The organism is Streptomyces sp. NPDC041108 (genome assembly GCF_055592645.1).
Map to the genome: position 1 here is coordinate 1244122 of NZ_JBVIYK010000001.1, position 24186 is coordinate 1268307.

19 protein-coding genes are annotated in these 24186 nt (G+C 72.0%); 6 read left to right on the plus strand and 13 right to left on the minus strand.

Features of this window, described 5'->3' with window-relative positions; translation table 11 throughout:
* Positions 1–230: 230 nt before the first annotated feature.
* Together ACZ6BB_RS05310 and ACZ6BB_RS05315 are read left to right on the plus strand one after the other, a co-directional pair.
* The gene (locus tag ACZ6BB_RS05310) at positions 231–1001 is read left to right on the plus strand and encodes a GNAT family N-acetyltransferase (protein ID WP_471613960.1); all 771 of its coding nucleotides are present in this window, start codon (positions 231–233) and stop codon (positions 999–1001) included.
* Positions 1002–1005: 4 nt separating this feature from the next.
* Positions 1006–1950, plus strand: coding sequence for a lysophospholipid acyltransferase family protein (locus ACZ6BB_RS05315; protein ID WP_471613961.1), 945 nt, complete (start codon positions 1006–1008; stop codon positions 1948–1950).
* Here the strand turns inward: ACZ6BB_RS05315 and ACZ6BB_RS05320 are convergent.
* The 6 genes from ACZ6BB_RS05320 to ACZ6BB_RS05345 form a co-directional block, all read right to left on the minus strand.
* Positions 1856–2875 carry an LLM class flavin-dependent oxidoreductase gene (locus ACZ6BB_RS05320; RefSeq protein WP_471613962.1) on the minus strand — a complete coding sequence of 340 codons (1020 nt, stop codon included), beginning with the start codon at positions 2873–2875 and terminating at the stop codon, positions 1856–1858. The genes ACZ6BB_RS05315 and ACZ6BB_RS05320 overlap by 95 nt on opposite strands.
* A gap of 107 nt (positions 2876–2982) precedes the next feature.
* Positions 2983–8175 (minus strand): family 43 glycosylhydrolase, encoded by a 5193-nt coding sequence (locus ACZ6BB_RS05325; protein WP_471613963.1) that lies wholly within the window; start codon positions 8173–8175, stop codon positions 2983–2985.
* Between the two features lie 260 nt (positions 8176–8435).
* Complete coding sequence (locus ACZ6BB_RS05330) at positions 8436–9395, minus strand: GNAT family N-acetyltransferase (RefSeq protein WP_471613964.1); 960 nt, start codon at positions 9393–9395, stop codon at positions 8436–8438.
* A gap of 117 nt (positions 9396–9512) precedes the next feature.
* Complete coding sequence (locus tag ACZ6BB_RS05335) at positions 9513–10292, minus strand: FAD:protein FMN transferase (RefSeq protein WP_471613965.1); 780 nt, start codon at positions 10290–10292, stop codon at positions 9513–9515.
* 4 nt (positions 10293–10296) lie between these two features.
* Positions 10297–11046 (minus strand): FMN-binding protein, encoded by a 750-nt coding sequence (locus ACZ6BB_RS05340; protein WP_471613966.1) that lies wholly within the window; start codon positions 11044–11046, stop codon positions 10297–10299.
* Positions 11047–11062: 16 nt separating this feature from the next.
* Positions 11063–12406, minus strand: coding sequence for a ferredoxin reductase family protein (locus ACZ6BB_RS05345; protein ID WP_471613967.1), 1344 nt, complete (start codon positions 12404–12406; stop codon positions 11063–11065).
* 147 nt (positions 12407–12553) lie between these two features.
* Here ACZ6BB_RS05345 and ACZ6BB_RS05350 point away from each other — a divergent pair, with 147 nt between their 5' ends.
* Both ACZ6BB_RS05350 and ACZ6BB_RS05355 read left to right on the plus strand, forming a co-directional pair.
* Positions 12554–13243, plus strand: coding sequence for a response regulator transcription factor (locus tag ACZ6BB_RS05350; RefSeq protein WP_471613968.1), 690 nt, complete (start codon positions 12554–12556; stop codon positions 13241–13243).
* On the plus strand, positions 13240–14709 hold the full coding sequence (locus ACZ6BB_RS05355; protein ID WP_471613969.1) for a sensor histidine kinase: 1470 nt from the start codon (positions 13240–13242) through the stop codon (positions 14707–14709). The genes ACZ6BB_RS05350 and ACZ6BB_RS05355 overlap by 4 nt, the downstream gene beginning before the upstream one ends.
* 119 nt (positions 14710–14828) lie before the next feature.
* Here the strand turns inward: ACZ6BB_RS05355 and ACZ6BB_RS05360 are convergent, their stop codons facing one another.
* Positions 14829–15596, minus strand: coding sequence for an SDR family NAD(P)-dependent oxidoreductase (locus ACZ6BB_RS05360; protein ID WP_471613970.1), 768 nt, complete (start codon positions 15594–15596; stop codon positions 14829–14831).
* Positions 15597–16729: 1133 nt separating this feature from the next.
* Between ACZ6BB_RS05360 and ACZ6BB_RS05365 the strand changes: the two genes are divergently transcribed.
* Positions 16730–17245, plus strand: coding sequence for a MarR family winged helix-turn-helix transcriptional regulator (locus ACZ6BB_RS05365; protein WP_471613971.1), 516 nt, complete (start codon positions 16730–16732; stop codon positions 17243–17245).
* A 78-nt stretch (positions 17246–17323) separates the two neighbouring features.
* Here ACZ6BB_RS05365 and ACZ6BB_RS05370 read toward each other — a convergent pair whose 3' ends face one another.
* The gene (locus tag ACZ6BB_RS05370) at positions 17324–18427 is read right to left on the minus strand and encodes an NAD(P)/FAD-dependent oxidoreductase (protein ID WP_471613972.1); all 1104 of its coding nucleotides are present in this window, start codon (positions 18425–18427) and stop codon (positions 17324–17326) included.
* 145 nt (positions 18428–18572) lie between these two features.
* Here ACZ6BB_RS05370 and ACZ6BB_RS05375 point away from each other — a divergent pair, with 145 nt between their 5' ends.
* On the plus strand, positions 18573–19061 hold the full coding sequence (locus ACZ6BB_RS05375) for a phosphatase domain-containing protein (RefSeq protein ID WP_471613973.1): 489 nt from the start codon (positions 18573–18575) through the stop codon (positions 19059–19061).
* Positions 19062–19163: 102 nt separating this feature from the next.
* Here the strand turns inward: ACZ6BB_RS05375 and ACZ6BB_RS05380 are convergent, their stop codons facing one another.
* From ACZ6BB_RS05380 to egtA, 5 genes are all read right to left on the minus strand, one after another.
* Positions 19164–19382: a dodecin gene (locus tag ACZ6BB_RS05380; protein ID WP_059082482.1), complete on the minus strand. Its 219-nt coding sequence runs from the start codon at positions 19380–19382 to the stop codon at positions 19164–19166.
* A gap of 228 nt (positions 19383–19610) precedes the next feature.
* On the minus strand, positions 19611–20573 hold the full coding sequence (gene egtD, locus ACZ6BB_RS05385) for an L-histidine N(alpha)-methyltransferase (RefSeq protein WP_471613974.1): 963 nt from the start codon (positions 20571–20573) through the stop codon (positions 19611–19613).
* Complete coding sequence (gene egtC / locus ACZ6BB_RS05390; RefSeq protein ID WP_471613975.1) at positions 20570–21385, minus strand: ergothioneine biosynthesis protein EgtC; 816 nt, start codon at positions 21383–21385, stop codon at positions 20570–20572. Before egtC ends, egtD begins: the two co-directional genes overlap by 4 nt.
* Positions 21385–22731, minus strand: coding sequence for an ergothioneine biosynthesis protein EgtB (egtB, locus tag ACZ6BB_RS05395; RefSeq protein ID WP_471613976.1), 1347 nt, complete (start codon positions 22729–22731; stop codon positions 21385–21387). The genes egtC and egtB overlap by 1 nt, the downstream gene beginning before the upstream one ends.
* The gene (egtA, locus tag ACZ6BB_RS05400; protein ID WP_471613977.1) at positions 22728–24002 is read right to left on the minus strand and encodes an ergothioneine biosynthesis glutamate--cysteine ligase EgtA; all 1275 of its coding nucleotides are present in this window, start codon (positions 24000–24002) and stop codon (positions 22728–22730) included. Before egtA ends, egtB begins: the two co-directional genes overlap by 4 nt.
* Positions 24003–24186 lie beyond the last annotated feature (184 nt).

The following is a 24186-nucleotide window of genomic DNA, read 5'->3' on the forward strand; positions in this document are numbered from 1 at the left end:
GGTGCTCTCTCCCGGCCCCGCCAGGGTCTCGTCACCGTCGCGACACCCGCCGGTCGACGGACCCGGACGCCCCGGACACCTGGTCCGAGCCGTTCAACCTCTCCACATCCGGGCTCCCGCGACCGGTCACGCGGGTGTCAGCCGGCGCCGGAAGAACTGGGGCGGCGGGCCGCACGTCCCCAGGTCCGCCCCTGACGCCGCCGAGTCGGCCCGTGTGACCAGGAGATGCCATGACCGCCTCCACCCTCGACAGCCCGCCCCGGCCGACGGCCCCCACCCGCTACACCGTCACCCTGGCCCGCGGCGAGGAGGACGTCCGCGCCGCCCAGCGGCTGCGGCACGACGTCTTCGCCGGGGAGATGGGGGCCCTGACGGCGTCGCCGCAGCCGGGGCTCGACGTCGACCCCTTCGACGCCCACTGCGACCACCTGCTCGTTCGGGACACCCTGACCGGACAGGTCGTCGGCACCTACCGGCTGCTGCCGCCCGAGCGGGCCGCGGTCGCCGGACGGCTGTACTCCGAGGGCGAGTTCGACCTCGGCCCGCTCGACGCGATCCGCCCCTCGCTGGTGGAGGTCGGCCGGTCCTGTGTGCACCCCGACCACCGTGACGGCACCGTGATCGGCCTGATCTGGGCCGGCATCGCCCGCTACATGGTCCAGGGCGGCCACGAGTGGCTGGGCGGCTGCTGCTCCCTCCCGCTCGCCGACGGCGGAGCCCTCGCCGCGGGCACCTGGGACCGGGTCCGGGCCAGGAACCTGGCGCCGGAGGAGTACCGGGTACGGCCCCTGCTGCCGTGGGTGCCGAAGGCCGGGGCGGCACAGGGGCGTACCGAGCTGCCGCCGCTGCTGCGCGGCTACCTGCGGCTCGGCGCCTGGGTGTGCGGCGAGCCCGCGCACGACCCGGACTTCGGGGTCGCGGACCTGTACGTGCTGCTGTCGATGCGCCGGGTCGACGCCCGATACCTGCGGCACTTCCTCTCCCTCGTCCCGGCGGCGTGAACCGGTGAGCGCATGGCTGCCCAGCGCGCCCTGCAGCCCGCGGGCGTGCGTGGCGGCGACCGGGCCGGGCGCCGCCCTGCCCCGGGCCGTGGCCCGGTTCGCGGCGGTCGTGGCCCTGGTCGCCGTCGGGGTGCTGGTGAGCCTCGTCGGCCTGCGTCTGCCGTCCGGCGTCGTGCGCCGGTGGAGCCGGTGGGTCGTGCGCGCCTCGGGGGTCCGGGTGCGGATCTCCGGTGCCGAAGCGCCCGCCGGAGGTCTGCTCCTCGTCGCCAACCACGTCTCCTGGCTCGACATACCGCTGCTCGGGGCGGTGCGTCCGGCCCGGATGCTCGCCAAGGCGGACATCCGTGCCTGGCCGGTGGCGGGCGCTCTCGTCGCGCGGAGCGGGGTGCTGTTCATCGAGCGGGACCGCATCCGCGCGCTGCCGGAGACGGTCGCGCGCATCGCCGGGGCCCTGCGCGGTGGTGCGGCCGTCGTCGCCTTTCCCGAGGGGAGCACCTGGTGCGGCCGGGCACAGGGCCGCTTCCGGAGGGCCGTGTTCCAGGCCGCGCTCGACGCCGGCGTGCCCGTGCAGCCGGTGCGTGTCCGCTACCGGTGCTCCGGGGGCGGGGCGAGCACCGCGCCCGCCTACGTCGGGGACGACGCGCTGCTCGCGTCGGTGTGGCGGGTGGTGTCGGCGCGCGGGATCGTCGCCGAGGTGGAGGTACGGCCCGTCGTCGCCCCGGCCGGCCGATTCGACCGGCGGACCCTGGCGCGGGCCGCGCAGACGGCCGTGATCGACGGGCCGGCCACGGTCGAGCACGTGCCGGACGCCGCCCACGCCGCCCACGGCGGTCGCGGGGAGGGCCGTACGAGGGTCAGTCCTCGGTCAGGGGGTGGCCGAGGCCCGCGATCCGGGACAGCCTCCGGTACGAGTCCAACAGCGCCTCGCGGTCGTACGTGCTCGTCGTGACCAGGACCTCCTGGGCGCCCGTCTCCTTCACCACCGACTCCAGTTCGTGCGCGACCTGCTCCTGCGTGCCGTGGACGTGGCCGGTCAGCCCGGACTCGTAAAAGCTCCGTTCCCTGGCCGTCATCGACCGCCGCTCGACCTCCTCCGCCGGGGCGAGCGGCGGGAACGTGCCGTGGGTGCGGGAGTACGCCATGGCCCAGGCCTCCGGCAGGAGCAGGCGGCGGGCGTTCTCCGGAGTGGCGGCGACGGCGATCGTGCCGGAGACGACGACGTACGGCTCCTCGGCCCACACGGACGGGCGGAACCCGGCGCGATAGCGGTCCACGCCCCGCCGCATCCGGTCGCGGTCGCGGAGGTCGCCGATCACCATCGGCAGGCCCGCCCGCGCGGCGATGTCGGCGCCCTCGCCCATCGCCAGCACGAACGGGGGCACGACCAGGCCCTCCGGGGGACGCGCGTGCACCCCGGTCGGGGACGTGCCGGCGAACCAGCCGAGCAGCTCGTCCAGCCGGCCCTCGAAGTCCTCGGCGTCGTCCTTGTCCCGGCCCAGGGCGCGGCGCACGCCGTCCGTGAAGCCGACGGAGCGGCCGAGCCCCATGTCGATACGTCCGGGGAACAGGGACGCGAGGACACCGAACTGTTCCGCGACGACCAGCGTGCGGTGGTTGGGGAGCATGACTCCGCCGGTGCCCACACGGATCGTGCGGGTGGCCGCCGCCACGGCCGCGGCCAGCACCGTGGGGGCGGAACCGGCCACCCCGGGCACGCCGTGGTGTTCCGACACCCAGAAGCGGTGGAAGCCGAGGCGCTCCGCGTGCCGGGCCAGTCGCACGGTGTCGCGCAGGGCCTCGGGGGCGCTGTGGCCCTCGCGGATGCGGGAGCGGTCGAGGACGGAGAAGCGGGTGGAGGCGAGTACGGAGGTCACATGGGGTTCAACGTCCTGGGGGTGGGGGGATTCCCGCGCCTCACGCGCCGAGCCGCGCCCGGAAGGGTCCGGACGCGGCTCGGTCGTGCTGCGGTGGTGCGCTGGTGCTACGTGCGGCCGATGGTGATGCCCTTCGTCGGCGCGGCCGTCCGGTTGTCGTAGATCACCGTGCCGTCGGACTTCTTCCAGATCTTGATCTGGAAGGTGTCAGGACCGTCGGTGGCCGTGACGCGGAAGAGGTAGCCGCCCTTGCCGTTGACCGTGCCGTAGCCCTGGAGGACTGCCTCGGAGCCGGTGACCACGAGCCATTCGGTGCTGGTGGAGCGGAACTTCAGCTTGGCGCCGGCGAAGTCGAACGCGACCTTGCCGGTCGGCTTGGTGTCGTTCTTGCCGTAGGCGGCGGTGAAGGAGAAGTCCGCCTTGCCGGTCAGCTTCGGGCCTGCCGGGTAGGCCCCGGCGGGGGAGGTGTAGCTGCCGTCACCGGTCGCGGCACCGGCCTTGCGGTCGTGGACGACCAGCTCGGCGACGGTGCGGCTCACCGAGGCGCCGTCGTCGTCGGTGACGGTGATCACCGGGGCGAAGAGGCCGGCCGTGCGGTAGGTGTGCTCGGCCTTGCAGCTGCCGGAGGTGACCTTGCCGGCCGCCGGCTTGCCGCCGTCCTTCCAGTCGATCTTGCAGATGTGCTCGTCACGGGTGCCCGCGTCGGTGAACTTGACCCGGATCCTGGTGACCTTGCCCGTCTCCACGGTCTTCCCGCTGGTCACCGAGGTGATCTCCGGGGCGGCGTTGGTGACGGTGACGGTGGCCGTGTCCGAGCTGCGGCCGCCGGTCAGGGTGACCTCGTAGGTGCCGTTGTCGGCGCAGGTGACCGTGGTCCTCGCGGACCCGGCGTCGGCGAAGACGCAGGGTGCGCCCTTCTCGACCGTCCACTTGGCCGTGCCAGCGCCGGAGACCGTGCCGTTCAGCTGGATCTTGGCGCCTTCCTTGCCGGAGACGTCCGCGCCGGCCCGGGCGATGGTGACCGGGTCGATGCTCTCCAGGGTGGGGACGACCTTCTTCAGCAGGCCGTCGGTGTCGAACTCCAGCTTGTCGATGGTGGTTTCGCGGTGGGTGCCGTCTCCGCCCGGGATGGCGAAGCGGTGGTAGGCGATGTACCAGTCGTCGGTGCCGGGGACGTGGACCACGGAGTGGTGGCCGGGGCCCTTGACGCCGAGCGAGAGGTCCTTCTCCAGGACGACGCCCCGCTTGGTCCAGGGACCGGTGGGCGAGGAGCCGGTGGCGTAGGCGACCCGGTAGTTCTCGTCACGTGTGTCGTTCTCCGACCACATGAAGTAGTAGGTGCCCTTGCGCTTGATGACGAACGTGCCCTCGTTGTAGCCGCTGGGGGTCATGTCCGTGACCTTGGCGGAGTCGAACGAGATCATGTCGTCGTTCAGCGGGACCGCGTACGCGCGGCCGTTGCCCCAGTAGAGGTACGAGGTGCCGTCGTCGTCGGTGAAGACCGCCGGGTCGATCATCTGGCCCGGGAGGGTACCGGCCTTCAGCAGCGGCTTGCCGAGCGCGTCCTTGAACGGGCCGGTGGGCGAGTCGGAGACTGCCACACCGATGTTCGCGTCGGCGCAGAAGTAGAAGTAGTACTTGCCGTTGCGCTCCTCCATCGCCGGGGCCCAGGCCCTGCTGTCCGCCCAGGAGACGTCCGGACCGAGGTCCAGGATGACGCCGTGGTCCTTCCAGTGGACCAGGTCCTTGGAGGAGTACGCCTTGAACTGCGTACCGCTCCAGCCCTCGAAGCCGTCGGTGGTCGGGTAGATGTAGAAGGTGTCGCCGAAGCGGACGATGTTCGGGTCCGCGTTGAGGCCGGGCAGCACCGGGCTCTTGAGCTCGCGTGCCGACACCGTCCAGGTGCGCTTCTTGCCGTCGGACCCGGTGACCTCGTACTTGACCGGCTTGGTGAAGTTGTGCGCGGTGCCGGAGGCGGGGCTGATCGACGCGCCGTGGGCGAGGGTGAACTCCGGTGCCAGCTCGGTGAGATCGGTGCCCGGCTTCATCGGCAGCGTGACGCGGCTGCCGGCGTCGTCGATGACGGCGTCCGTCTTCTGCGCCGGGTGGGTCACCTTGGCGATTCCCGTGGTGTTGCCGCTGATCTCCAGGACCTCGGCGGCCGTCAGGGCCCGGTCGTAGATCCGGAAGTCGTCGACCTCACCGCCGAAGTACGGGTCGGGGGAGTACATGGACCGGCCGATGTAGCCGCTGTAGTCCTTGTTCGCGTCGTACAGGTCGGACGGCTTGACGGTGACGTCGGTGGCGCGGGACACCTCGGTGCCGTCCACGTAGAGGACCGCTGTCTTGGCGCCGCCGTCGACGGTGACGGTGACGTGCTGCCACTTGTCGGCGGTGAGCCGCGCTCCCGACAGCTTCTTCTCGGCGCCCCAACTGGCGGCGGTGATCGCCGAGTAGAGGGCGGAGGAACCGTTCGACGGGCTGGCGAACAGGTACTTGTCGCTGTCGGGGCCGAGGCCGAACAGCCACTGCCAGTTGTCGCCGCCCTTCCACTTCGCGTACGTGGAGACGGTGACGCTGTCGGCGCCCTTCAGCACGCCGTTCGGGATCTTGACGTAGGGCGAGCTGGAACCGCTGTTGCCGCCGGACATCTTGAACGAGCCGCCGTCGACGCCGGTCGCGAAGTCGGGGGTGCGGACGTAGGTGCCGTGGTAGCCGTGGCCGCTGGAGTCACGGGCGATGCTGCCGCGGGTCTCGTCGAAGCCGTAGTGCACGAGCAGGTCGGCCGGGACGTCCGGGCCCTCGGTGGAGACCGTGACCTCGGCGCGGACCTCGATCGCCGAGTCGCCGGGCAGGTCGCCCTTCACCGTGAAGGTGCCGGCCTGCGCGTACTTCGAGGCGTCCACGTCCTCCCAGGTGACGGCGACGGGCCGCTCGGCGCCGTCGGCGAACTCGGCGATGACGGTGGCCGGCAGGACCGGGGCGTCTGCGATGCGCGTCCTGACCTTGACGTCCTCGACGCTCGTGACGATCCCGTCGGGCTGGTAGGTCTTCAGCAGCCGGTCGTACTCGGCCTGGGTGACCGGGAGCACGGTGCCGTGCCGGGGCTTGGACGGCAGGTCGTAGCCCGTGGACGGGGTCCAGACGCCGGAGTCCAGGTCCTTCGTCTCGAAGGGGATGTAGCCGCGGCCGCCGAACTCGTCGAGGAACGCGTACCACTTGTCCTCGGTGTTCGACTTGAACACCAGCGGTCCCTCGGCGGCGTTCATGGCGCCCTTGCCGATGCCCTCGGCGACGGCGGTCCAGGAGAGGCTGCGGAGCGTGTCGCTCTTCTCCTCGAAGATGAACTTGCTGTTGGGGGTGGAGGAGCTGTTGTTCCGCTCGTCCTTGGAGAGGCGGTAGTACTCGCCGTCGTGCTGGATGACCGTGGAGTCGATGACGGAGTAGCCGCGGTCGACCCAGACCTTGGGCTCGCTGAACGTGTAGAAGTCACGGGTCGTCGCGTACATCATGCGGTTGTACGTGTCGCCGGAGTGGGCCTCGTTGTCGTACAGCTTCGACGCCCAGAACACGACGTACTCGCCGCGCTGCTCGTCGTAGTACGCCTCGGGGGCCCAGGTGTTGCCGGCCGAGTCGGGGGAGACCTTCACCAGGCGCTGGTTCGTCCAGTGCACCAGGTCGGTGGACTCCCAGACCATGATGGACTTGCTGCCGGTGCGCTGGGAGGCGTCCCAGTCGCCGTTGCCGTAGATCTTCAGGTCGGTGGCGATCTGGTAGAACTTGTCGCCCTCGGGGGAGCGGATGATGAACGGGTCGCGCAGGCCCTTCTCGCCGAGCGTGGAGGTGAGGACCGGCTTGCCGTCGTTCAGCTCCCGCCACTTCAGCGGGTCGTTGCCCTTGCTGAGCGCGGCGTACAGCTGCTCGCCGTCCGAGGTGCCCTCGCCCGTGAAGTAGCTGAACATGTAGCCCTTGAGGGCTTCCTTCTCGGGCAGTTCCGGCACCTTCGCGGTGAAGGTACGGGTGGTCTTCGCGTCGCCCTTGGTGACCGTCGCGGTCAGGACGGCGGTCGTGGCGCCGTCGCCGTGCGCGGGACGCTTCACCACGCCGTCCGCGGAGACGACGTCCGCGTTCGCGGAGGACCAGGAGACCTTCGTGCCGAAGCCGCCGTCGCCCGGGAGCGTGAGGTTGCCGCGGGCGTCGTCGAGGTTGTGCACCGTCAGCGCCTCGGCGGCCTGCTTGACGGCGGTGGTGTCGTCGAAGGTCGGCAGCACCGTGACCTCGAAGGACTTGGTCGCGCTCGCCGAGCCCTTCTTGAGGGTAGCCGTCAGCGTGGCGTGGCCGTTCGGCTCACCGGCGGCGGGGCGGGTCACCGCGCCGGAGTTCGAGACCACACCGGTGTTGTCGCTCTTCCAGGTGATCGTGGAGCCCCCGGCCGTACCGGTCTTCGGCAGGTCCAGGTCGGCGGTGACCGCGCTGGTGTCGCCCAGGGTGAGGGCCGCCTTGTCGGCGGCGAGGCCCTCCTCGGCGATGGGGAGCGCGAGTTGCTCGACCTCGGAGCCGGCGAGCGCGCGGTCGTAGACCCGGAAGTCACGGATCTTGCCCTTGAAGAGCTTGTCGCTGGTGTAGACCGACTTGCCTATGTAGTTGGCGGTCGTGGTGCCCGAGCCGATGGACCCCGGGGTGGTGGTGACCGACGTGTTGCGGCCGACCTCCACGCCGTCCTCGTAGAGCACGCCCGTGGTGCCGGTCTGTGTGTAGGTGAGCTGCTTCCACACCGAACGGCTCAGGTTGTGCGAGTCGGCGGGCCGGGTGTTCTGCTCGGTCGACCAGTTGCCCGAAGCGATGGCCGTGCGCAGCGAGTTGCCGGTGGCGAAGAGGTAGCCGTTGCCCGTGCCGCTGCTGGTGTTGCCGAAGCCGTAGATGAAGTACGGACCGGTCTGCGACTCGTCCATCAGTACGTCCATGGAGACGCTGATGGAGTTCATGCCCTTCATGACGTCGTTCGGCACCTTGATGTAGGTGTCCGACCCGTTGAAGGAGAGCCCCTGGCCGTCGCCCGTCCAGCCGGCGGCGCCGTTCACCGTGCCGTCGCGGCCGTGGCCGGAGGCGTCGACGGCCTTGGTGCCGGAGGAGGCGTCGAGCTTGTACCAGAGGGCCAGCCCGTCGGTGAGATCGGCGTCGTCCGCGGCGGCCGGGGCGGCCGGCCCGGCCAGTCCCAGGACGAGTGACGCGGCGGTCAGTCCGGCGAGCGGACCCGCCCAGCGTCTCGCGCGGCCGCGCAGACGTTCGATGTACGTCATGTCGAGTTATCCCTGCTGAGAGCACGGCTGATGAAGGGGTGGCGAAGGCAAGGTGAACGCAAGGGGGGAGGGGTCGGGAAGAGGCGGGAGCCCTCGCCCCGGGCATCCCGCTGTTTCGACCATGTGACGTCGTGTTGCGAGAGTGTCAATCGGCGTGTGGTGAGGCGTCAAGAGGTTTCGAACGATGTCCGACAGGCCGAACGCAGAACCCCCGTTCCCCGGGGGACATCCCGGGAGAACGGGGGCTTCGTGCACCGCGTCTACTTGACGGGGCGTATCAGTTCCCAGGTGTCGACCGCGAAGTCCGGCTTCATGCCGTGCCGTTCGTAGAGGGCGAGCGCACCGGTGCTGTTGTCGGTGTCGACGCCCAGGCCGATGCGGTCGCGGCCCAGCGCCGCGAAATGACCGAAGGCGTGGCCGAGCAGCAGACTGCCCAGGCCCCGGCCCCGGGCCTCGCGCAGGACGCCGATGCTGGTGATCCAGGCCATCGCGGACCGGTCGTTGCGGCTCCGCAGGGCCGCCGCGTCACCGAGACCGTCGACGTGCGCGATCCAGACCAGCGACCAGTCGACGTGCTCGGCGTCGATGTCGTCCAGCCACTGCTCGTACGTGCGCGGCTGGAAGTCGAAGTGTTCGGCGAAGGCCGCCTGGAGCAGGGCGTGGGCCTTCCTGCGGTCCGGCTCGGCCGCGCAGTCGCGCAGGGTGACGCCGGGCGGGGGCGCCGCCGGCGGCTCGGCGGGGGACAGGGGGCGGGCCATCACGTTGTAGCGGCGGACCGTGCGCCAGCCGCGCTCGCGCAGGGCGTCCAGGTCCATCGTGGGCGCGATGTTGAGGTGCATGTGCACGACGGCCCGGTCCGCGCCGTTGGCCGCCGCGCGCTCCGCCGCGCGGGCCTCCATCAGGTCGAACAGGTGCAGGGCGCCGAGAGGTTGGTCCGGCAGCGTGTAGTGGTCCATGTCGATGCGTTCGCCGCCCGACTCGTCCCACTGCAGCCCGTACGCCACCAGCCGGTCGCCGTCGAACAGCAGCCAGGAGTCACGCGACAGATCCGCCTCGGGATGCTTCAAATCCGCCCGTACCTCGCCCAGTTCGGTCTCGGCGCGGCCGATCTCCAGCACGTCGATCTCGTTGAGCAGCGCGCACACCGCCTCCGCGTCGTCGAGCGTCGCCGGGCGCACGGTCAGGCCGGGCGGCAGGGGGGTGGGGTGCGTCGTCGTCATGGGGCCACTGTCGGGGGGCGGGGGCCGGGGCCGCAACGGGATTTCGGGGCGGCGGGCGGCCGCGCCCACCCGTGCGGCGCCGGGGGTACGAGGGGGCGCGGCCCTCGTACGGCCCCCTCAGGCCGCCACGGGCAGTCCCGGCGTCCGGAAGACCCGCCGCTGGGCGTCGACCGCGAACACCTCGCAGCCCTCCCGGGAAGCGGCCCACTCGATGCCCTCCGCGCCCATCGCGAAGGCCGCCGTCGCGGTCGCGTCGGCCTCGGTGAGGGACGGGGCCACGACCGTGAGGCTCAGCAGTCCCGTCGCGGGGCGGCCGCTACGGCCGTCGAGGATGTGATCCCCGCGCTCGTAGCGGGCGGAGGTGGCGACCGCCCCGTTCGTGAGGGACAGGACCACGCAGAGGCGGTCGGCCCGCTCGGGGTGCCGTACGCCCACCCGCCACGGACCGCCGGTCGCAGCCACGTCACCACCCGCGTTGAGGCACAGTCGCCGCGCGCCCAGGCCGGTCAGCAGCTCTGCCGCCCGCTGCACGGCCCACCCCTTCACCATCGCGCAGGGGTCGAGCCCACGCCCCGGCAGCCGTACGTCGAACGCGCCGCCCGTGGCCACCCGGTACTCCTCGCAGAGCGCCAGCACCTCGGCCAGGTCCGGGCTGATCTCCTCCGGCGCCAGTTCGCCCCGGTCCAGCCGCGAGACCTCGCTGTCCTCGCGGAACGGGCTGAACCGCGCGTCGACCTCGCGCAGCCAGGCGAACGCCGGCTCCACGGACTCGGCGGTCAGCGGCCCCGCGCCTTCGGCGTTCCCGCCCGTGTCCGCTCCGCTGTTCCCGTTCTCGGGCTCGCCGTCCTCGACGAGCAGCGAGATCGGGAACCCCATGATGTGTTCGACGCGGCGCACCGGATCAGACCTTCGTGTCGAGGGCGGCCTGGAGGGACTCCCGGTAGGCGTCGCTGGTGATGGTGGCGCCGGAGACGGTGTCGATGTCGGCGCTCTGCGCCGCCAGCGTCTCCTTGACCAGCACCGGGACGGCCGCCTCGGTCTGCGGGTGGTCGGGCTGCTTCAGCATCTCCACCGAGGCGATCGCGTCGCCCGCGAAGGTCACCTGGACCTGGACGTCACCCTTGGACGTGCCGACGGTCGGTCCGGCGACGGTCCGGCTCGCGCTCTCGCCCGACTCCTGCGAGGCCCCCGACGCCTCGGTGCCGGAGCCCGCCCCCGCGCCGGAGCCGGTAGAGGACGCCGAGTCGGCCGAGGACGCCGACTTCTCGTTCTCGTCGATCGTCGCCTGGAGGGACTCCCGGTAGGCGTCGCTGGTGATGGTGGCGCCGGAGACGGTGTCGATGTCGGCGCTCTGCGCCGTGAGCGTCTCCTCGATCAGCACCGGCACCGCCGCTTCGGTCTGCGGGTGGTCCGGCTGCTGGAGCATGCTCACGGCCGTGATCTTCTCGCCCCGGAAGGTCGCCTGGACCTGCACGGGACCCTTCTCGGTGTCGACGGTCGGGCCCTTGACCACGGTCGAGCCCGCCGCGGCGGAGGCGGACGGGGCGGGCTCGGCGGTCACCGTGGTGGTCGTCCCGGTCGAGGGGGTGTAACGCCAGACGGGCACCAGCGCGGCGGCGCTCAGGACCAGGGCGGGAATGACTCGTTTCACAGTGCGTTCCTGTCCCTCAGCCGGCCAGGCTGAAGCGTTCGAAGTGGATCTGCGGCTTGGGTACGTCCAGTTCGCGCAGGCTGCCGAGGACCGCGTTCATCATCGGCGGGGGCCCGCACAGGAACACGTCCCGGTCGGTGATGTCCGGCACCATGCGCCGCAGCTCGCGCGCCGCCAGCAGGTCGGGGCTGACCGGCCCGGAGACCAGGTGCAGTTCGGCACCCTTGTCGAAGGCGAGCCGCTGCAGCTCGTCGTAGAGGACCGCGTCCTGCTTCGCGCCGACCCGGTAGATGACCACCGCATGGCCCTCGATCTCCTCCAGCAGGGCCCGGATGGGGGTGACACCGACGCCGCCGGCGATGAGCACGGACTCCGGCCGGGTGCGGTGCATCGCGGTGAAGGCGCCGTACGGGCCCTCGGCGAACACACGGGTGCCGACCTTCACATGGCGCAGGGCGGCGGAGCCCTCGCCGGCCGCCTTCGCGGTCAGCCGCAGCTGCTTGCCGTCGGGCGCGGCCGACAGCGAGAAGGGGTTGGCCTGCCACCAGCGGTCCCGGGTCAGGAACCGCCACAGGAAGAACTGGCCTGCCCGCGCGGGCATCCGGTCCAGGTCACGGCCGCTCATGTAGATCGACACGACGTTGTCGGCCTCGGGCACGACGGCGGTGACCCGCAGCTGGTGACGCCAGTTGCGCCACAGCGGCAGCACCAGCCGGCCCAGGAACACGGAGGCCAGGGCCACGCCCCACAGCACGTACCAGTACGCCGTCGCGGTCTTCGACGAGGCGAAGGAGGTGCCCGCCGTGACCTGGTGCGTGAAGGCCAGCACCACCGCGACGTAGGTGTAGAGGTGGATGAAGTGCCAGGTCTCGTAGGCCAGCCTGCGGCGGGCGAAGCGGGCCGAGACGACGCCGATCACCATGATGATGCCGAGCGCGACGATCGCGCGCAGTACGCCCTCGACGGTCTCGGCGAGGTCTACCAGCTGGCTGACCGGGTCCATGTCCGAGGACTGCGCGTAGCCGAAGCTGATGAACGTGCCGTGCGCGACCAGCAGCCAGAGCACGGAGAAGCCGGTCCAGCGGTGCCAGGAGGTCAGCCGGTCCATGCCGATGCGCCGGTCGAACCACGGCAGCCGGGCCACCAGCAACAGCTGGAACGCCATCAGCAGCGCGCCGTACAGACCGGTCAGGCGGCCCAGCACGATGAGGGCGTTCGAGGCGAAGCCGCCCTGCACGAAGAAGAAGGTCACCACGGCCACGTTCGCCGCCAGCACCGTGTACAGACCGGTACGGGCGACCACTTTGGGGCGTGCTCCCGGGCGGCCGACCGCCGCGGGGGGTGGTTGGAGAGTGGTCACGGTGACAGCTCCTTGATCAGGTGGGGATACGAGCTTCGCCGGTCCGCGCTGTCGTTTTCCTGTCGGACAACTTTCAAGTTTTTATCGATCGGCTTCCGAACCGTGAGCGGCTATGGCGCGCGGCGATCGGTGCCGCACTATGAGCACGTGGAAAAAGTGCGACTTCTCGTGGTGGACGACGATCCGCCGATCGCTGACCTGGTGGCGACCGTCGCCCGCTACGAGGGCTGGGACGCGGTCACGGCGCACTCCGGCGAGGAGGCGCTCAGGCAGGCGGCCGCGTTCCGTCCCGACATCGTGGTCCTGGACCTGATGCTGCCGGGCGTGGACGGCTTCGGCGTGCTCGACCGGCTGCGCCAGTCCGGCACGATGGTGCCCGTGGTGTTCCTGACCGCCCGCGACGGCGTCGCCGACCGCGTCGCCGGCCTCACCCGGGGTGGCGACGACTACCTGGTCAAGCCCTTCGCCGTGGAGGAACTGATGGCCCGGCTGCGCACCGTGCTGCGCCGCAGCGCCGGGCCCGCCTTCCAGCGGTCCGTGCTCCACATCGCGGACCTGTCGATGGACGAGGACACCCGCGAGGTCCGGCGCGGCGACAAACTCCTCACGCTCACCCCCACCGAGTACGAGGTCCTGCGCTACCTCATGCGCAAGTCCCCGACCGTCCTCACCAAGGCACAGATCCTCGACCACGTCTGGGAGTACGGCTTCGGCGGCCGCTCCAACGTCGTCGAGCTGGTCGTCAGCCGGCTGCGCCGCAAGCTGGACGACACCGGCGAACCCCTCATCCACACCGTCCGGGGCTTCGGCTACGTCCTGCGGCAGGCCACGGAGTGATAGCCAGGCTCAGGCAGAGCTACCGCTCCATGCGCCTCGGCACCCGGCTGGCCCTCGGCCTGGGCGCCCTGGCGCTCGTCGTGTTCGCCGTCGTCGGCAACGCGCTGACCATGTACATGCGCGACTACCTCTCCGCACAGCTCACCGAACAGCTGCGGATCGCCCAGATCGCCCAGGCCAAGAACATCGCGGACGACGGCACGCTCAAGGGCAAGAAGTACTGGGGCTGGTACTACGCGATCTACGACACCTCGGGGGGAACCCCGGTGCTCCGCAAGCCCGAGGACCCGGCCGACCTCCCCAAGGACATCGAGAACTTCACCCTCGTGGCCAAGGCGCTGACCGTCGAGGGCACGGAGGTCGCCCGCACCGAGTACCTCAGGGGGGCGGGCCAGTACCGGCTGCGGGCCTGCGAGGTCGAGCCCGGCGTGGTCCTCGTCAGCGCGGCGCCGATGGCGGACATCGACGACACCGTGGCCCGGCTGGTCACGGTCCAGGTCGTCGCGTTCGCCCTCGCCCTGCTGGCGCTCGTGGTGTTCGGCCGGGCCATGCTGCGGCGCGGGCTGAAACCGCTGAGCGACATGGCGCACACCGCCCGCGGCATCACCTCGCACGACCTGACGGACTCCGCGCGGCTGCCGGTCCGCCACGACAACCGCGACGGCGGCTTCGAGGTGGAGGAGCTGCGCACCGCCTTCAACACCATGCTGGAGCACATCGACGACGCGCTCGCCGTCCGTACGGAGGCCGAACAGCGCCTGCGCCGCTTCGTCGCCGACGCCTCCCACGAACTGCGCACCCCGCTGATGTCGGTACGCGGCTACGCCGACCTCTTCCAGTACGCCGCCGCCCACAGCCCCGAGGAACGCGACAAGCACCTGGCCCGGCTGCGCGCCGAGGCCGCGCGCATGGGGTACCTGCTGGACGACCTGCTGATGCTCGCCCGTCTCGACGCCGCCGACGTGGAGACCCCCCTGCGACTGGAGGAGTCCGATCTGGTGGGGCTGGCGCTCCAGGCGGCGGACGCCTTCCGCGCGGGCCACCCGGACCACCCGCTGACCGTGACGACCGGCTCCGACCCCGTACGCCTGCGCCTGGACCCCCTGCGGCTGCGCCAGGTCCTCGACAACCTCCTCACCAACGCCGCCGTGCACACCCCGCGCGGCACGGAGGTCCATCTGGAGGTGCGGGTCGCGTCCGGCGCGGCCGAGGTGCGGATCACCGACTTCGGCCCGGGTATCCCGGCCGAGGACCAGGAGCGCGTCTTCGACCGCTTCTACCGCGTCGACAAGGCCCGCAGCCGTGACCGGGGCGGCAGCGGCCTCGGCCTCGCCGTCGCCCGCTCCCTGGTCCGCGCCCACGGCGGCACCATCACGCTGACCGCCGTGCCGGGCACGACGACGTTCACGGTGCGCCTGCCGTCGGGCCAGGGAGAGGGCGACGGCGAGGGCGGCGGCGGGGCGTAGGAGGACCCCCGGTCGTCATCGGACATGCGGTCGGGCCCGGCCCCGGCCGGAGCCCGGGGGCCGTGCCCCGGCTGGGCCCGGGGCCGGGCCCGACGGGTCGTTCGGCCGACCGTGATGCGTCAGACGGCGGCCCAGGCGTCGTCCACCGGCAGGATCACGCCGTTGACGAAGGCGGCCGCGTCGGAGGCGAGGAAGAGGATCGCGTCGGCCTGTTCCTCGGCGGTGCCGAGACGGCCGATGGTGGCGCCGATCAGCCCGCCGACGACGGCGGGGCCGTGGGCCTGCTGGTCGGCGTCCACCTTGATGTTGGTCAGCGTGGGACCGGGGGCTATCGCGTTGGCCCGGATGCCCTGCTTGCGGTACATCACCGACAGACTCTTCACCAGCCCGACGACACCGTGCTTCGACGCGGTGTAGGCGGCTCCGGCCGCGCTGCCGCGCAGTCCGGCCTCGGAGGCGGTGAAGACGATCGCGCCGCGCCCCGCCTCCAGCATGTGCGGCAGGGCGGCCCGGGTGAGCAGGAACGGCGCGGTCAGGTTGACCCGGACGACCCGCTCCCACTCGTCGTCGGTCACGTCCGCGAGGGCCGACATCCGGTCCATGATCCCGGCGTTGTTCACCAGGACGTCCAGCCCGCCGAAGGCGTCCACGGCCCGCTCGACGACCGTGTCGACGACCGCCTGGTCGCTGAGGTCACCGACCACCGCGAGGGCGGTGCCGCCGGCCGTTCCGATCGACTCGACGGTCTCCTCGGCGGCCTCCTTGTTGAGGTCGGCGACCAGCACCTTCGCGCCCGCCGCGGCGAACTTCAGGGCCGCGGCCCGGCCGATGCCGGAACCGGCGCCCGTGACGACGACACCGCGGCCGTCGAGACCGTGACTGCTCATGAACTGATCCTCTTCCGTCGGGGTGGGCCGGTCGCCGGGCAGGGAGGTCCGCCCCGGCGACCGGCTCACGATGAGTGCTCCGGTGGTTCATGCGTGCGCCCCGAGCGCGTGCGGGACATGGAGCCGCGAGGGGTGCCCCCGGGGCCCGGCGCCGTTCGGGGGGAGTGACCGGCGGCCGGGCCCGGAGACGGCGCCGGGCCCCGTCCCCACGGGTGCGGCGCCCCGGTGCCGTCCCGCTCGAACGGCACCGGGTCCCGGGTCGCCCACGGCGGGGAGGCACCGGGCGACTTCGTACGGACGACGCCGTTGCCGGACGCCGTGTTGCTTGAGTCGGGCAAGCGTATGTGGATTACTTGAGTCAAGCAACCTAATGCGGGATTGTTTGAGTCGGGCAACGGGTGGTCGTCGTCCGGCGCCGGACGGCGTGAGACGTTCCCGCCGGAAGGGCCGGCGATACCCCGGGAGGTGGACCATGGCGGAACAGCCGTCCGACCGATCGCGTGACGTGGTCGTCGTCACCGGTGCCGGCGGCATGGGCGTGGCGATCGCTCTCCGGAACGGCAGTGGACGGACTCTGCTCCTCGCGGACGCCTCGCCCGGCCGGCTCGACGGGGTCGTCGCCACCGCCATGGCGAAGGCGCAGGCCGAGGGCCCGAGCGGCGCGCGCATGCGGGCGGTGCTGTGGTGTTCGACGCGGAGGGCCGGCTCTACGTCAGCGAGGGGCGGTTCGGCACGGTGCTCCGGATCGGGACGGACGGTGCCGCGGCCGTCGTCGCGGACGGGCTCGGCGCACCGCAGGGACTGGCGGTCCTGGGCGCGGAACTCTTCGTGGTGGAGACCGGACACCGCCGACTGCGGTCGGTCTCCCTCGCCTCGGGGCAGTCGCGGATCGAGGCGGAGGAACTGCCCGTCGGGCCGCCCCCGGGTGTCGTCCCCCGCACGGAACCCGCGGTTCGCGGACGTCATGCCCGGTCCGGCCCGCCGCTTCGCGGGCCTCACGGCGGCGCCGGACGGAACCCTCCTGCTGTCCGCCGACGGCGAGGGAACGGTGCTGCGGCTGACACGGAGGGCGGAGGACCGACCGGAGCGATGAATTTACTTGAGTTAGGCAACGAGATGGTAAAGTGGATCCCATGTCCCCCTCACCGCCCCCGGACTCCGCTTCCCCGGAAGTGATCGAGATCGAGCGAGCCCTCACGCGTATCACCTACCTCAGCACCCGGGCCCGGGCCCACGAGCGCCTGATGAGCCTGGCCGGGGTGCCGCTCGACCGTGCCGCCGTGGCCCTGCTGCGGCAGATCGCCGACTCCGAGCCGCTGCGGCCGGGGGAGCTGGCCAACCGCCTCGGAGTCGAGGCGTCCCATGTCACCCGCCAGGTCCAGCAGCTGGAGAAGACCGGTCACGTCACCCGTGTCCCCGACCCGGACGACCGGCGCGCCCAGCGCATCGAGCTGACGGCGGCCGGCAGACAGGCGATCGGCCGTATCCGCGAAGCCGGGGTGCGCGGTATGCAGATGGCGCTGTCCGAGTGGTCGCCCGAGGAACTGCGGCAGTTGGCGGGACTCTTCCACCGGATGGTGGACGACTTCCTCGCCCACGCCAACGAGCTGGGGGAGCAGGAACAGGCGGGCGCGGCCCGGGGCGAGTGAGGGGCGGCCGCGGTCCGGCCGTTGCCGCCCCCGTGCGAGCCGGGCCCCGGCTCCTCCCACCCCGGCCGCCCCCACACCTCAGGCCGAGTACCCGAGCTGCCTCCTGATGTACGGCGTCATCAGCGTCTTCGCCTTCGCCAGCGTGGAGGTACGGCCACCGAGCACCGCCGTCTCGCCCCCCGGCACCGGTACGAGCGTGATCCCGTCGGCCGGCCCGAGCGGCACGATCAGCGGAGTCCGCCGGATCGGCCGGTACGACCGCGGCTCCTTGCGGTGTCTGCCCGAACTCGCCAGATGAGCACGGATGTTGTGCGCGGCGATGTCCGCCTGGGCGAATGCGACGGGGGACAGTTTCAGCTCGCTGACGTCGTTCACGTCACCGACCGCGAACACGTCGAGGTGCCCGCCGACCCGGAGTGTCCGGTCGACCTTGACGTGTCCCGCCGGGTTGAGCCAGTCCCCGTGCCCGGCCAGCCGCAGCCAGAGCGTGTTCGGCGTGGTGCCGTTGGCCCAGAACGACAGGTCGGCCTCGATGAGATCGCCCCGCCCGTCCCGGTAGGTGCCGAAGTCGGGCCCCGGGGAGACGAACGAGTCGAGCCGCACCTCCACGTCGTGCGCCTCCATCCAGGCCAGGGCCCGCCGTCCGGCCCACTTGCTGCCGGTGGAGCTGAGCAGCTCCGACCCCGCGTGTGCGAGCGTGACCCGCGCGTCCGGCCGGGCCAGCCGGATCTCGGCGGCGAGTTCCACGCCGCCCGGCCCGCCGCCGACGACGAGGACGTGCTCGGCGGCGGCCACGCTCTCCTGGTGCGCGGCGAACGTCTTGCCCGCCTCCTCGGTGGTGGTGCCGAGGAACCGGGCCGGCTCCGGATAGTCCGCGCCGGTCGCGATCACGACCAGGTCGTACGGCAGTCGCTCACCGGTGGCGAGTGTCACCTGCCGCTCGGCGGTGTCGATACCGACCGCCTTGCCCGTCACGACCCGGCCGTTGCGCAACAGGCGGTCGTACGGGATGAAGGGCGTCGTCGTCCACGCCTCGCGCACGCCCGCGCGCAGTGCGGCGATGCGGTGGAAGAAGACCTCTTTGCGGTCCACGAGGGTGACCCGTGCGACCTCGTCCAGCTGTCTGGCGAGGCGAATGCCCCCGTATCCGCCGCCGATCACGATGATTTCGCCGTCAGGCACGCCTGTTCTCCTGTGCTGTGTGGGGGGAGAGGCGAAGAGCGTAACGCTTGAAACCTAAAGCTACGGGCGGGGTTCGTGTTTGTTGTGTGAAGCGACAACGGTCGACACGAGTCACCCGCCGCCCGGGGCTGCCTAGGCTGGTGCGGTGACCGACAACGACCGGCCCCTCGCCGTCTTCGACCTGGACAACACCCTCGCCGACACCGCGCACCGCCAGCGGTTCCTGGAGCGGAAGCCGCGCGACTGGAACGCGTTCTTCGCCGCCGCGCCGCAGGATCCGCCGCTGGCCGAAGGGGTCGCGCTGGCGCGGGAGAGCGCCCGGGAGTGCGAGGTGCTGTATCTGACCGGGCGGCCCGAGCGCTGCCGCCGCGACACCGTCGACTGGCTCGCCGCGCACGGGCTGCCCGAGGGCCGGATCAGGATGCGCCGCGACAACGACCGCAGGCCCGCCCGCCGCACCAAGCTGGAGATCCTCCGTGATCTCGCCCGGACCCGCGAGATCCGTGTCCTCGTGGACGACGACGAACTCGTCTGCGCGGACGCGGAGCGGGCGGGCTTCCCGGTCGTACGGGCGCGCTGGGCCGCGGCCTCCGCCGCGCTGAAGGAGGCGCAGGAAGGGGAAGGGCGGACCTGAGCGCCCTTCCCCGCTCCTTCCGTCGACCGGTCAGCCGGTCAGCCGGTCAGCCGGGCCGTCGGTCAGCCGGTCAGCCGGTCAGCCGGGCCGTCGGTCATCCGGTCAGCCGGTCTCGTCGTCCAACCGGAAGCCGACCTTCAGGCCGACCTGGTAGTGCGCGATCTGTCCGTCCTCGATGTGCCCCCGGACCTGTGTCACCTCGAACCAGTCCAGGTTGCGCAGCGTCTGGGCGGCGCGGGCGACGCCGTTGCGGATGGCGTGGTCGACGCTCTCCTCCGAACTGCCGACGATCTCGGTGACCCGGTACACATGGTCGGTCATGCGGGTTCTCCTTGTCGCGAGCTCCATCGTGGCCGATGCGCCACACGTCCTTCCACGGTGCCTCAGGCTCCGCAGGTTCGCGAGGGGGCCGGGGTGGGCAGGGGTGCGCTGTCGGGTGGGGGTGAGCCGGGGCCGGTCGCGCAGTACCCCGCGCCCCTGAGCAGCAGGGCTGCGGGGAACCGCGCGAGAAGCCCCACGGGCCCGCGCCCCGCGACGCACCCTCGTCCTCTACCCCACCCCGCTCAACGACAAGGCGAACCGGCCCTGCTCATCCGTCCACCAGTGCGTCAACTCCAGCCCCGCAGAACCCAGTTCGGCCCGTACCCCCTCCCTCCTGAACTTCGCGGACACCTCGGTCCGCAGCTCCTCCCCGGCCGCGAAGTCCACCGCCAGATCGAGCGCGGGAACCTTCACGGTCTGGGCCACGCGGGACCGCAGCCGCATCTCGATCCACTCGCACTCGGCGTTCCAGAGGGCGACATGGTCGAAGGCGTCGGGGTCGAAGTCCGCACCCAGCTCCCGGTCCACCACGTTCAGCACGTTCTTGTTGAACTCGGCGGTCACTCCGGCCGCGTCGTCGTAAGCGGCGACCAGTACCGCCTCGTCCTTGACCAGGTCCGTGCCCAGCAGCAGCGCGTCGCCCGGCGCCAGCAGGGCCCGCACGGCGGCCAGGAACGCGGCGCGCTCCCCGGGCACCAGATTGCCGATCGTGCCGCCCAGGAACACCAGCAGCCGCGGCCCCGGGGTCTCGGGCAGGTCGAGCCCGGCGGTGAAGTCGGCGATCAGGGCGTGCACGTTCAGCCCCGGCCGCTCGGCGACCAGCGCCTCGCCGGCCTGCCGCAGCGCGCTCTCGCTGACGTCGACCGGCACGTACGTGTGCAGGCCGGGCATCGCCTCCAGCAGGTGCCGGGTCTTGTCGGACGAGCCGGACCCCAGCTCGACCAGGGTGCGCGCGCCGCTCGCCGCGGCGATCTCACCCGCCCGGCCGACCAGGATCTCGCGCTCGGCACGGGTCGGGTAGTACTCGGGCAACTCGGTGATGCGCTCGAACAGCTCGCTGCCGCGGGCGTCGTAGAACCACTTGGGCGGCAGGGTCTTCGGGGTGCGGGTCAGACCGTCCAGGACGTCGGCGCGCAGTGCCGCGTCCGTGGCGTCCTCCGGCAGGGTGCGGGTGAGAAGGAACGGGCTCACGCAGGGGGCTCCTTCGGAAGTGCGGGTGACGGGTCGTGGTCGTGCGGCCGGGTGGCTTCCTCCGGCTCCTTGAGCGGGGTGAGCAGGACGTCCGTGCGGCTCGCCGCCAGCAGCGTGCGGTCCGGGACCTCCACCCAGTGCGGATCGTCGTCGTACGGCTCGGAGGCCACGACCGTGCCGAGGCCGGGCTCGGTGAGATACCAGAGCGTGTCGCCCCAGGCCGTCGCGGCGATCGTCTCGCCGTCGGTGAGCAGCAGGTTGAGCCGCGACCCGGGCGCCGCCCGGGCGACCTCCAGGACCGTGTCGGCCAGCGCCTGGCCCTCCGGGTCGCCGGCCCGCAGCCGGTTCAGGACCAGGGCCCACACGAGCGCCGAGTCGTTGCGGGCCTCCATCGACAGCACCTCGACGGCGGGCAGTTCGGCGGCCAGCGGCGCCAGGGAGCCGGGCCATCCCGTGACCGCCCCGTTGTGGCTGAACAGCCAGGGCCCGGCCGAGAACGGCGCCGCCGCGGCCTCGTCGTCCGCGCCGGCCACCGTCGCGTCCCGTACGGCGGCCAGCAGCGCCCCGGTGCGGACCACCCGGGCGAGGTCCGCGAAGGACTGGTCGCCCCAGACCGGCCCGGCCCGCCGGTAGCGCCCCGGCACCGGGTCGCCCTGCGCGTACCAGCCGACCCCGAACCCGTCGGCGTTGACCGTCCCGTACCGCTGCCGCCGGGGTGCCCACGACTGCCGGAACAGACTGTGCGGCGGATCCACCAGGATCCTTCCCAGCGGTAGATCGGCGGTGCCGAGCCGGGCGAGGTGACGGCACATCAGAGAACCTCCGGGGAGGCGTCACGGGCCGTGCGGAACCCGCTGAAGATCTGCCGCCTGATCGGATAGTCCCAGTTGCGGAACGTACCCCGGCACGCCACCTGGTCCACGGCGAACGAACCGCCGCGCAGCACCTTGTACTCGGGGCCGAAGAACACCTGCGAGTACTCCTTGTACGGGAACGCCGAGAACCCCGGGTAGGGCAGGAAGTCGCTCGACGTCCACTCCCACACGTCGCCGATCAACTGCCGTACGCCCAGCGGTGATTCCCCCGCCGGGTGGCTGCCCGCCGGTGCCGGGCGCAGATGCCGCTGTCCGAGGTTGGCGTGTTCGGGCGCCGGATCGGCGTCGCCCCACGGGTAGCGGGTCGAGCGGCCGGTGACCGGGTCGTGCCGGGCGGCCTTCTCCCACTCGGCCTCGGTGGGCAGCCGGCGACCCGCCCAGCGGGCGTACGCGTCCGCCTCGTACCAGCACACGTGCAGCACCGGCTCCTCGGCGGGCACGACCTCGGTGACACCGAAGCGCCGCCGCAGCCACTGCCCGCCGTCGCGCCGCCAGAACAGCGGCGCGTGGATGCCGTGGGCGCGGATGTGGTCCCAGCCCTCGGCGGTCCACCAGCGTTCGTCGTCGTAGCCGCCGTCCGCGATGAACGCCTGGTAGGCGCCGTTCGTCACCGGCGTGGTGTCGATGTGGAACGGCGGGACGATCCGGCGGTGCGCGGGCCGCTCGTTGTCCAGCGCCCACGGCTCGGTCGAGGTGCCCATGGTGAACTCCCCGCCGGGCACCAGCACTTCGGACGGGCCCGTGAACAGCGGGACGGGCTCGGGATCCGGCGCCGACAGCACGGCCGGGCCCTGCCGCAGCTGATGGGTGATCAGCATCGTCTCGTCGTGCTGCTGCTCGTGCTGGGCGATCATGCCGAAGGCGAAGCCCGCGTCGGTGAGCCGGGTGCCGTGGAAGTCGGCGCTCTCCAGTACGTCCAGCGCCCGGCCGCGCACCTCGCGCAGATACTGCCGGGCCTCCTGCGGAGCGAGCAGCGGCAGCGAGGGCCGCGCCGCACGCGGATGCTCGAAGGCGTCGTACAGGCCGTCGATCTCGGGCCGCATCGCCTCACGCCCGGCGACGTTGCGCAGCAGCCACAGCTCCTCCTGGTTGCCGATGTGGGCGAGGTCCCAGACCAGCGGGGACATCAGCGGCGAGTGCTGCGCGGTGAGATCGGGTTCGTCGACGGCGGTCGTCAGGAGCGCGGTGCGGGCCCGGGCCGTGGTCAGTGCCGCCAGCGCGCGCTCCCGGAGTATCTCGGGATCGGCGTCGGCCGTCGGGGCCGGCGTCCGGGGTGCGGTCATGCGGAGATGTCCTTCCCGTGGAACAGGTCCAGCAGATCGTCGGCGGGGCAGCGGCCCCGGGCCACATAGCGGTCGGTGTACGCCGCGACCGCGTCCAGCACCTCGGGAGTCGCGCCGAGCCGGGGCAGCGCCTCGGCCGCCGCGGCGAAGCAGACGGCCGCCGCCTCCCGCAGGTCGGGATCGGTCAGACCGTCACGGACGGCCGCGTCCCAGAGCGGATTGCGCGGTGGCGGTTGCGAACCCGCCCGCTCCGCGAGCGGCTTGACGGTCCGGTACGCGGTCTCCGCTGCCTCCGGGTCCTCGAACAGGGCCGTCGTCACGGCGAGCGGCACGATCCACCCGTCCTCGCCGGGCTGGGCGTCGATCATGCGCAGCTCCAGATGGCCGCGCGGGCGCACCGGCGGGAACAGGGTCGTCAGGTGGTAGTCGAGGTCGGCGCGGCTCGGCGGGGTGTCGGATCTCGTCCACTCCCGGAACGTCATCGCTCCGGGCACACCCCAGGGGCCCTCGTCGGCCCGGACGCACATCACCGGCGCGTCCAGCACCAGCCGCGCCCACTCCTCGCGAGGGTCGCCGTCGAGGGGCGGCGCGTTCGTCCGGCCCGGGTCCATCGCCGCCCACAGCGCCTGCCGGGTCGAACGCCGGCCGGTCACCCGGCCGCGCGCCAGCGGGGAGTGCGCGAACGCGGCCACCAGTACGGCACCGAGCTGGTGCGCCAGCCACCAGCGCCGCCGGTGGCCGAGGGGGCCGGGCTCCTCGTACCCGGCGTCGAGACACACCTGCACCGACGCGGTCGAGCACATCATGTCCAGCCCCTCGGGCCCGAAGCGGTGGAGATAGATCTCCATCGCGTCGTACCGGGGCTCGTGGAGGTAGCGGGTCGGGGGGTTCCAGGGTTCGTGGCCGTAGCCGCTGATGCCGAGGTCCGCCTCGCGCAGGGTGGCGCGTACGGCGGCGAGGTCGGCCGAGACGGACCCGACGCACTCCGTCAGGGAGGCGGCCGGTGCCGAGCTGAGCTCCAGCTGGCCACCGGGCTCGACGGTCAGCGGTGAGTTCAGGGTCAGGGTCCGCAGCGCGGCGTAGGCCGCTTCGAGCCGTGCGGGTGTTGCCGGGAGCCGCGGGTCGCGCAGCTCGTGGACGTGCCATTCCAGTTCGACACCCAGGGTCCGGGGTGGACCGGTCTTGAAGCAGATGCCCCGTACCAGGGCTTCCACCTCCGCCTCGGTGACCGGGGAGCGCCGCTCCGTACAGTCACTCAGCGAATCTGACATGTCGGGATCCTCCTGATATGTCAATCTCGTCGGCCGAGCCGCCGGTCCGCACCCGATGGGGTGGGGCCGGTGGCGCTCGTCCCATCCCAAACCCTCGCGCCGCTTTCGCACAAGGGGACACATCATGGCAATACGGATCGGCGATCCCCGTTCCGGGATCTTCGGGCACCCCTTCCCTTTCCCG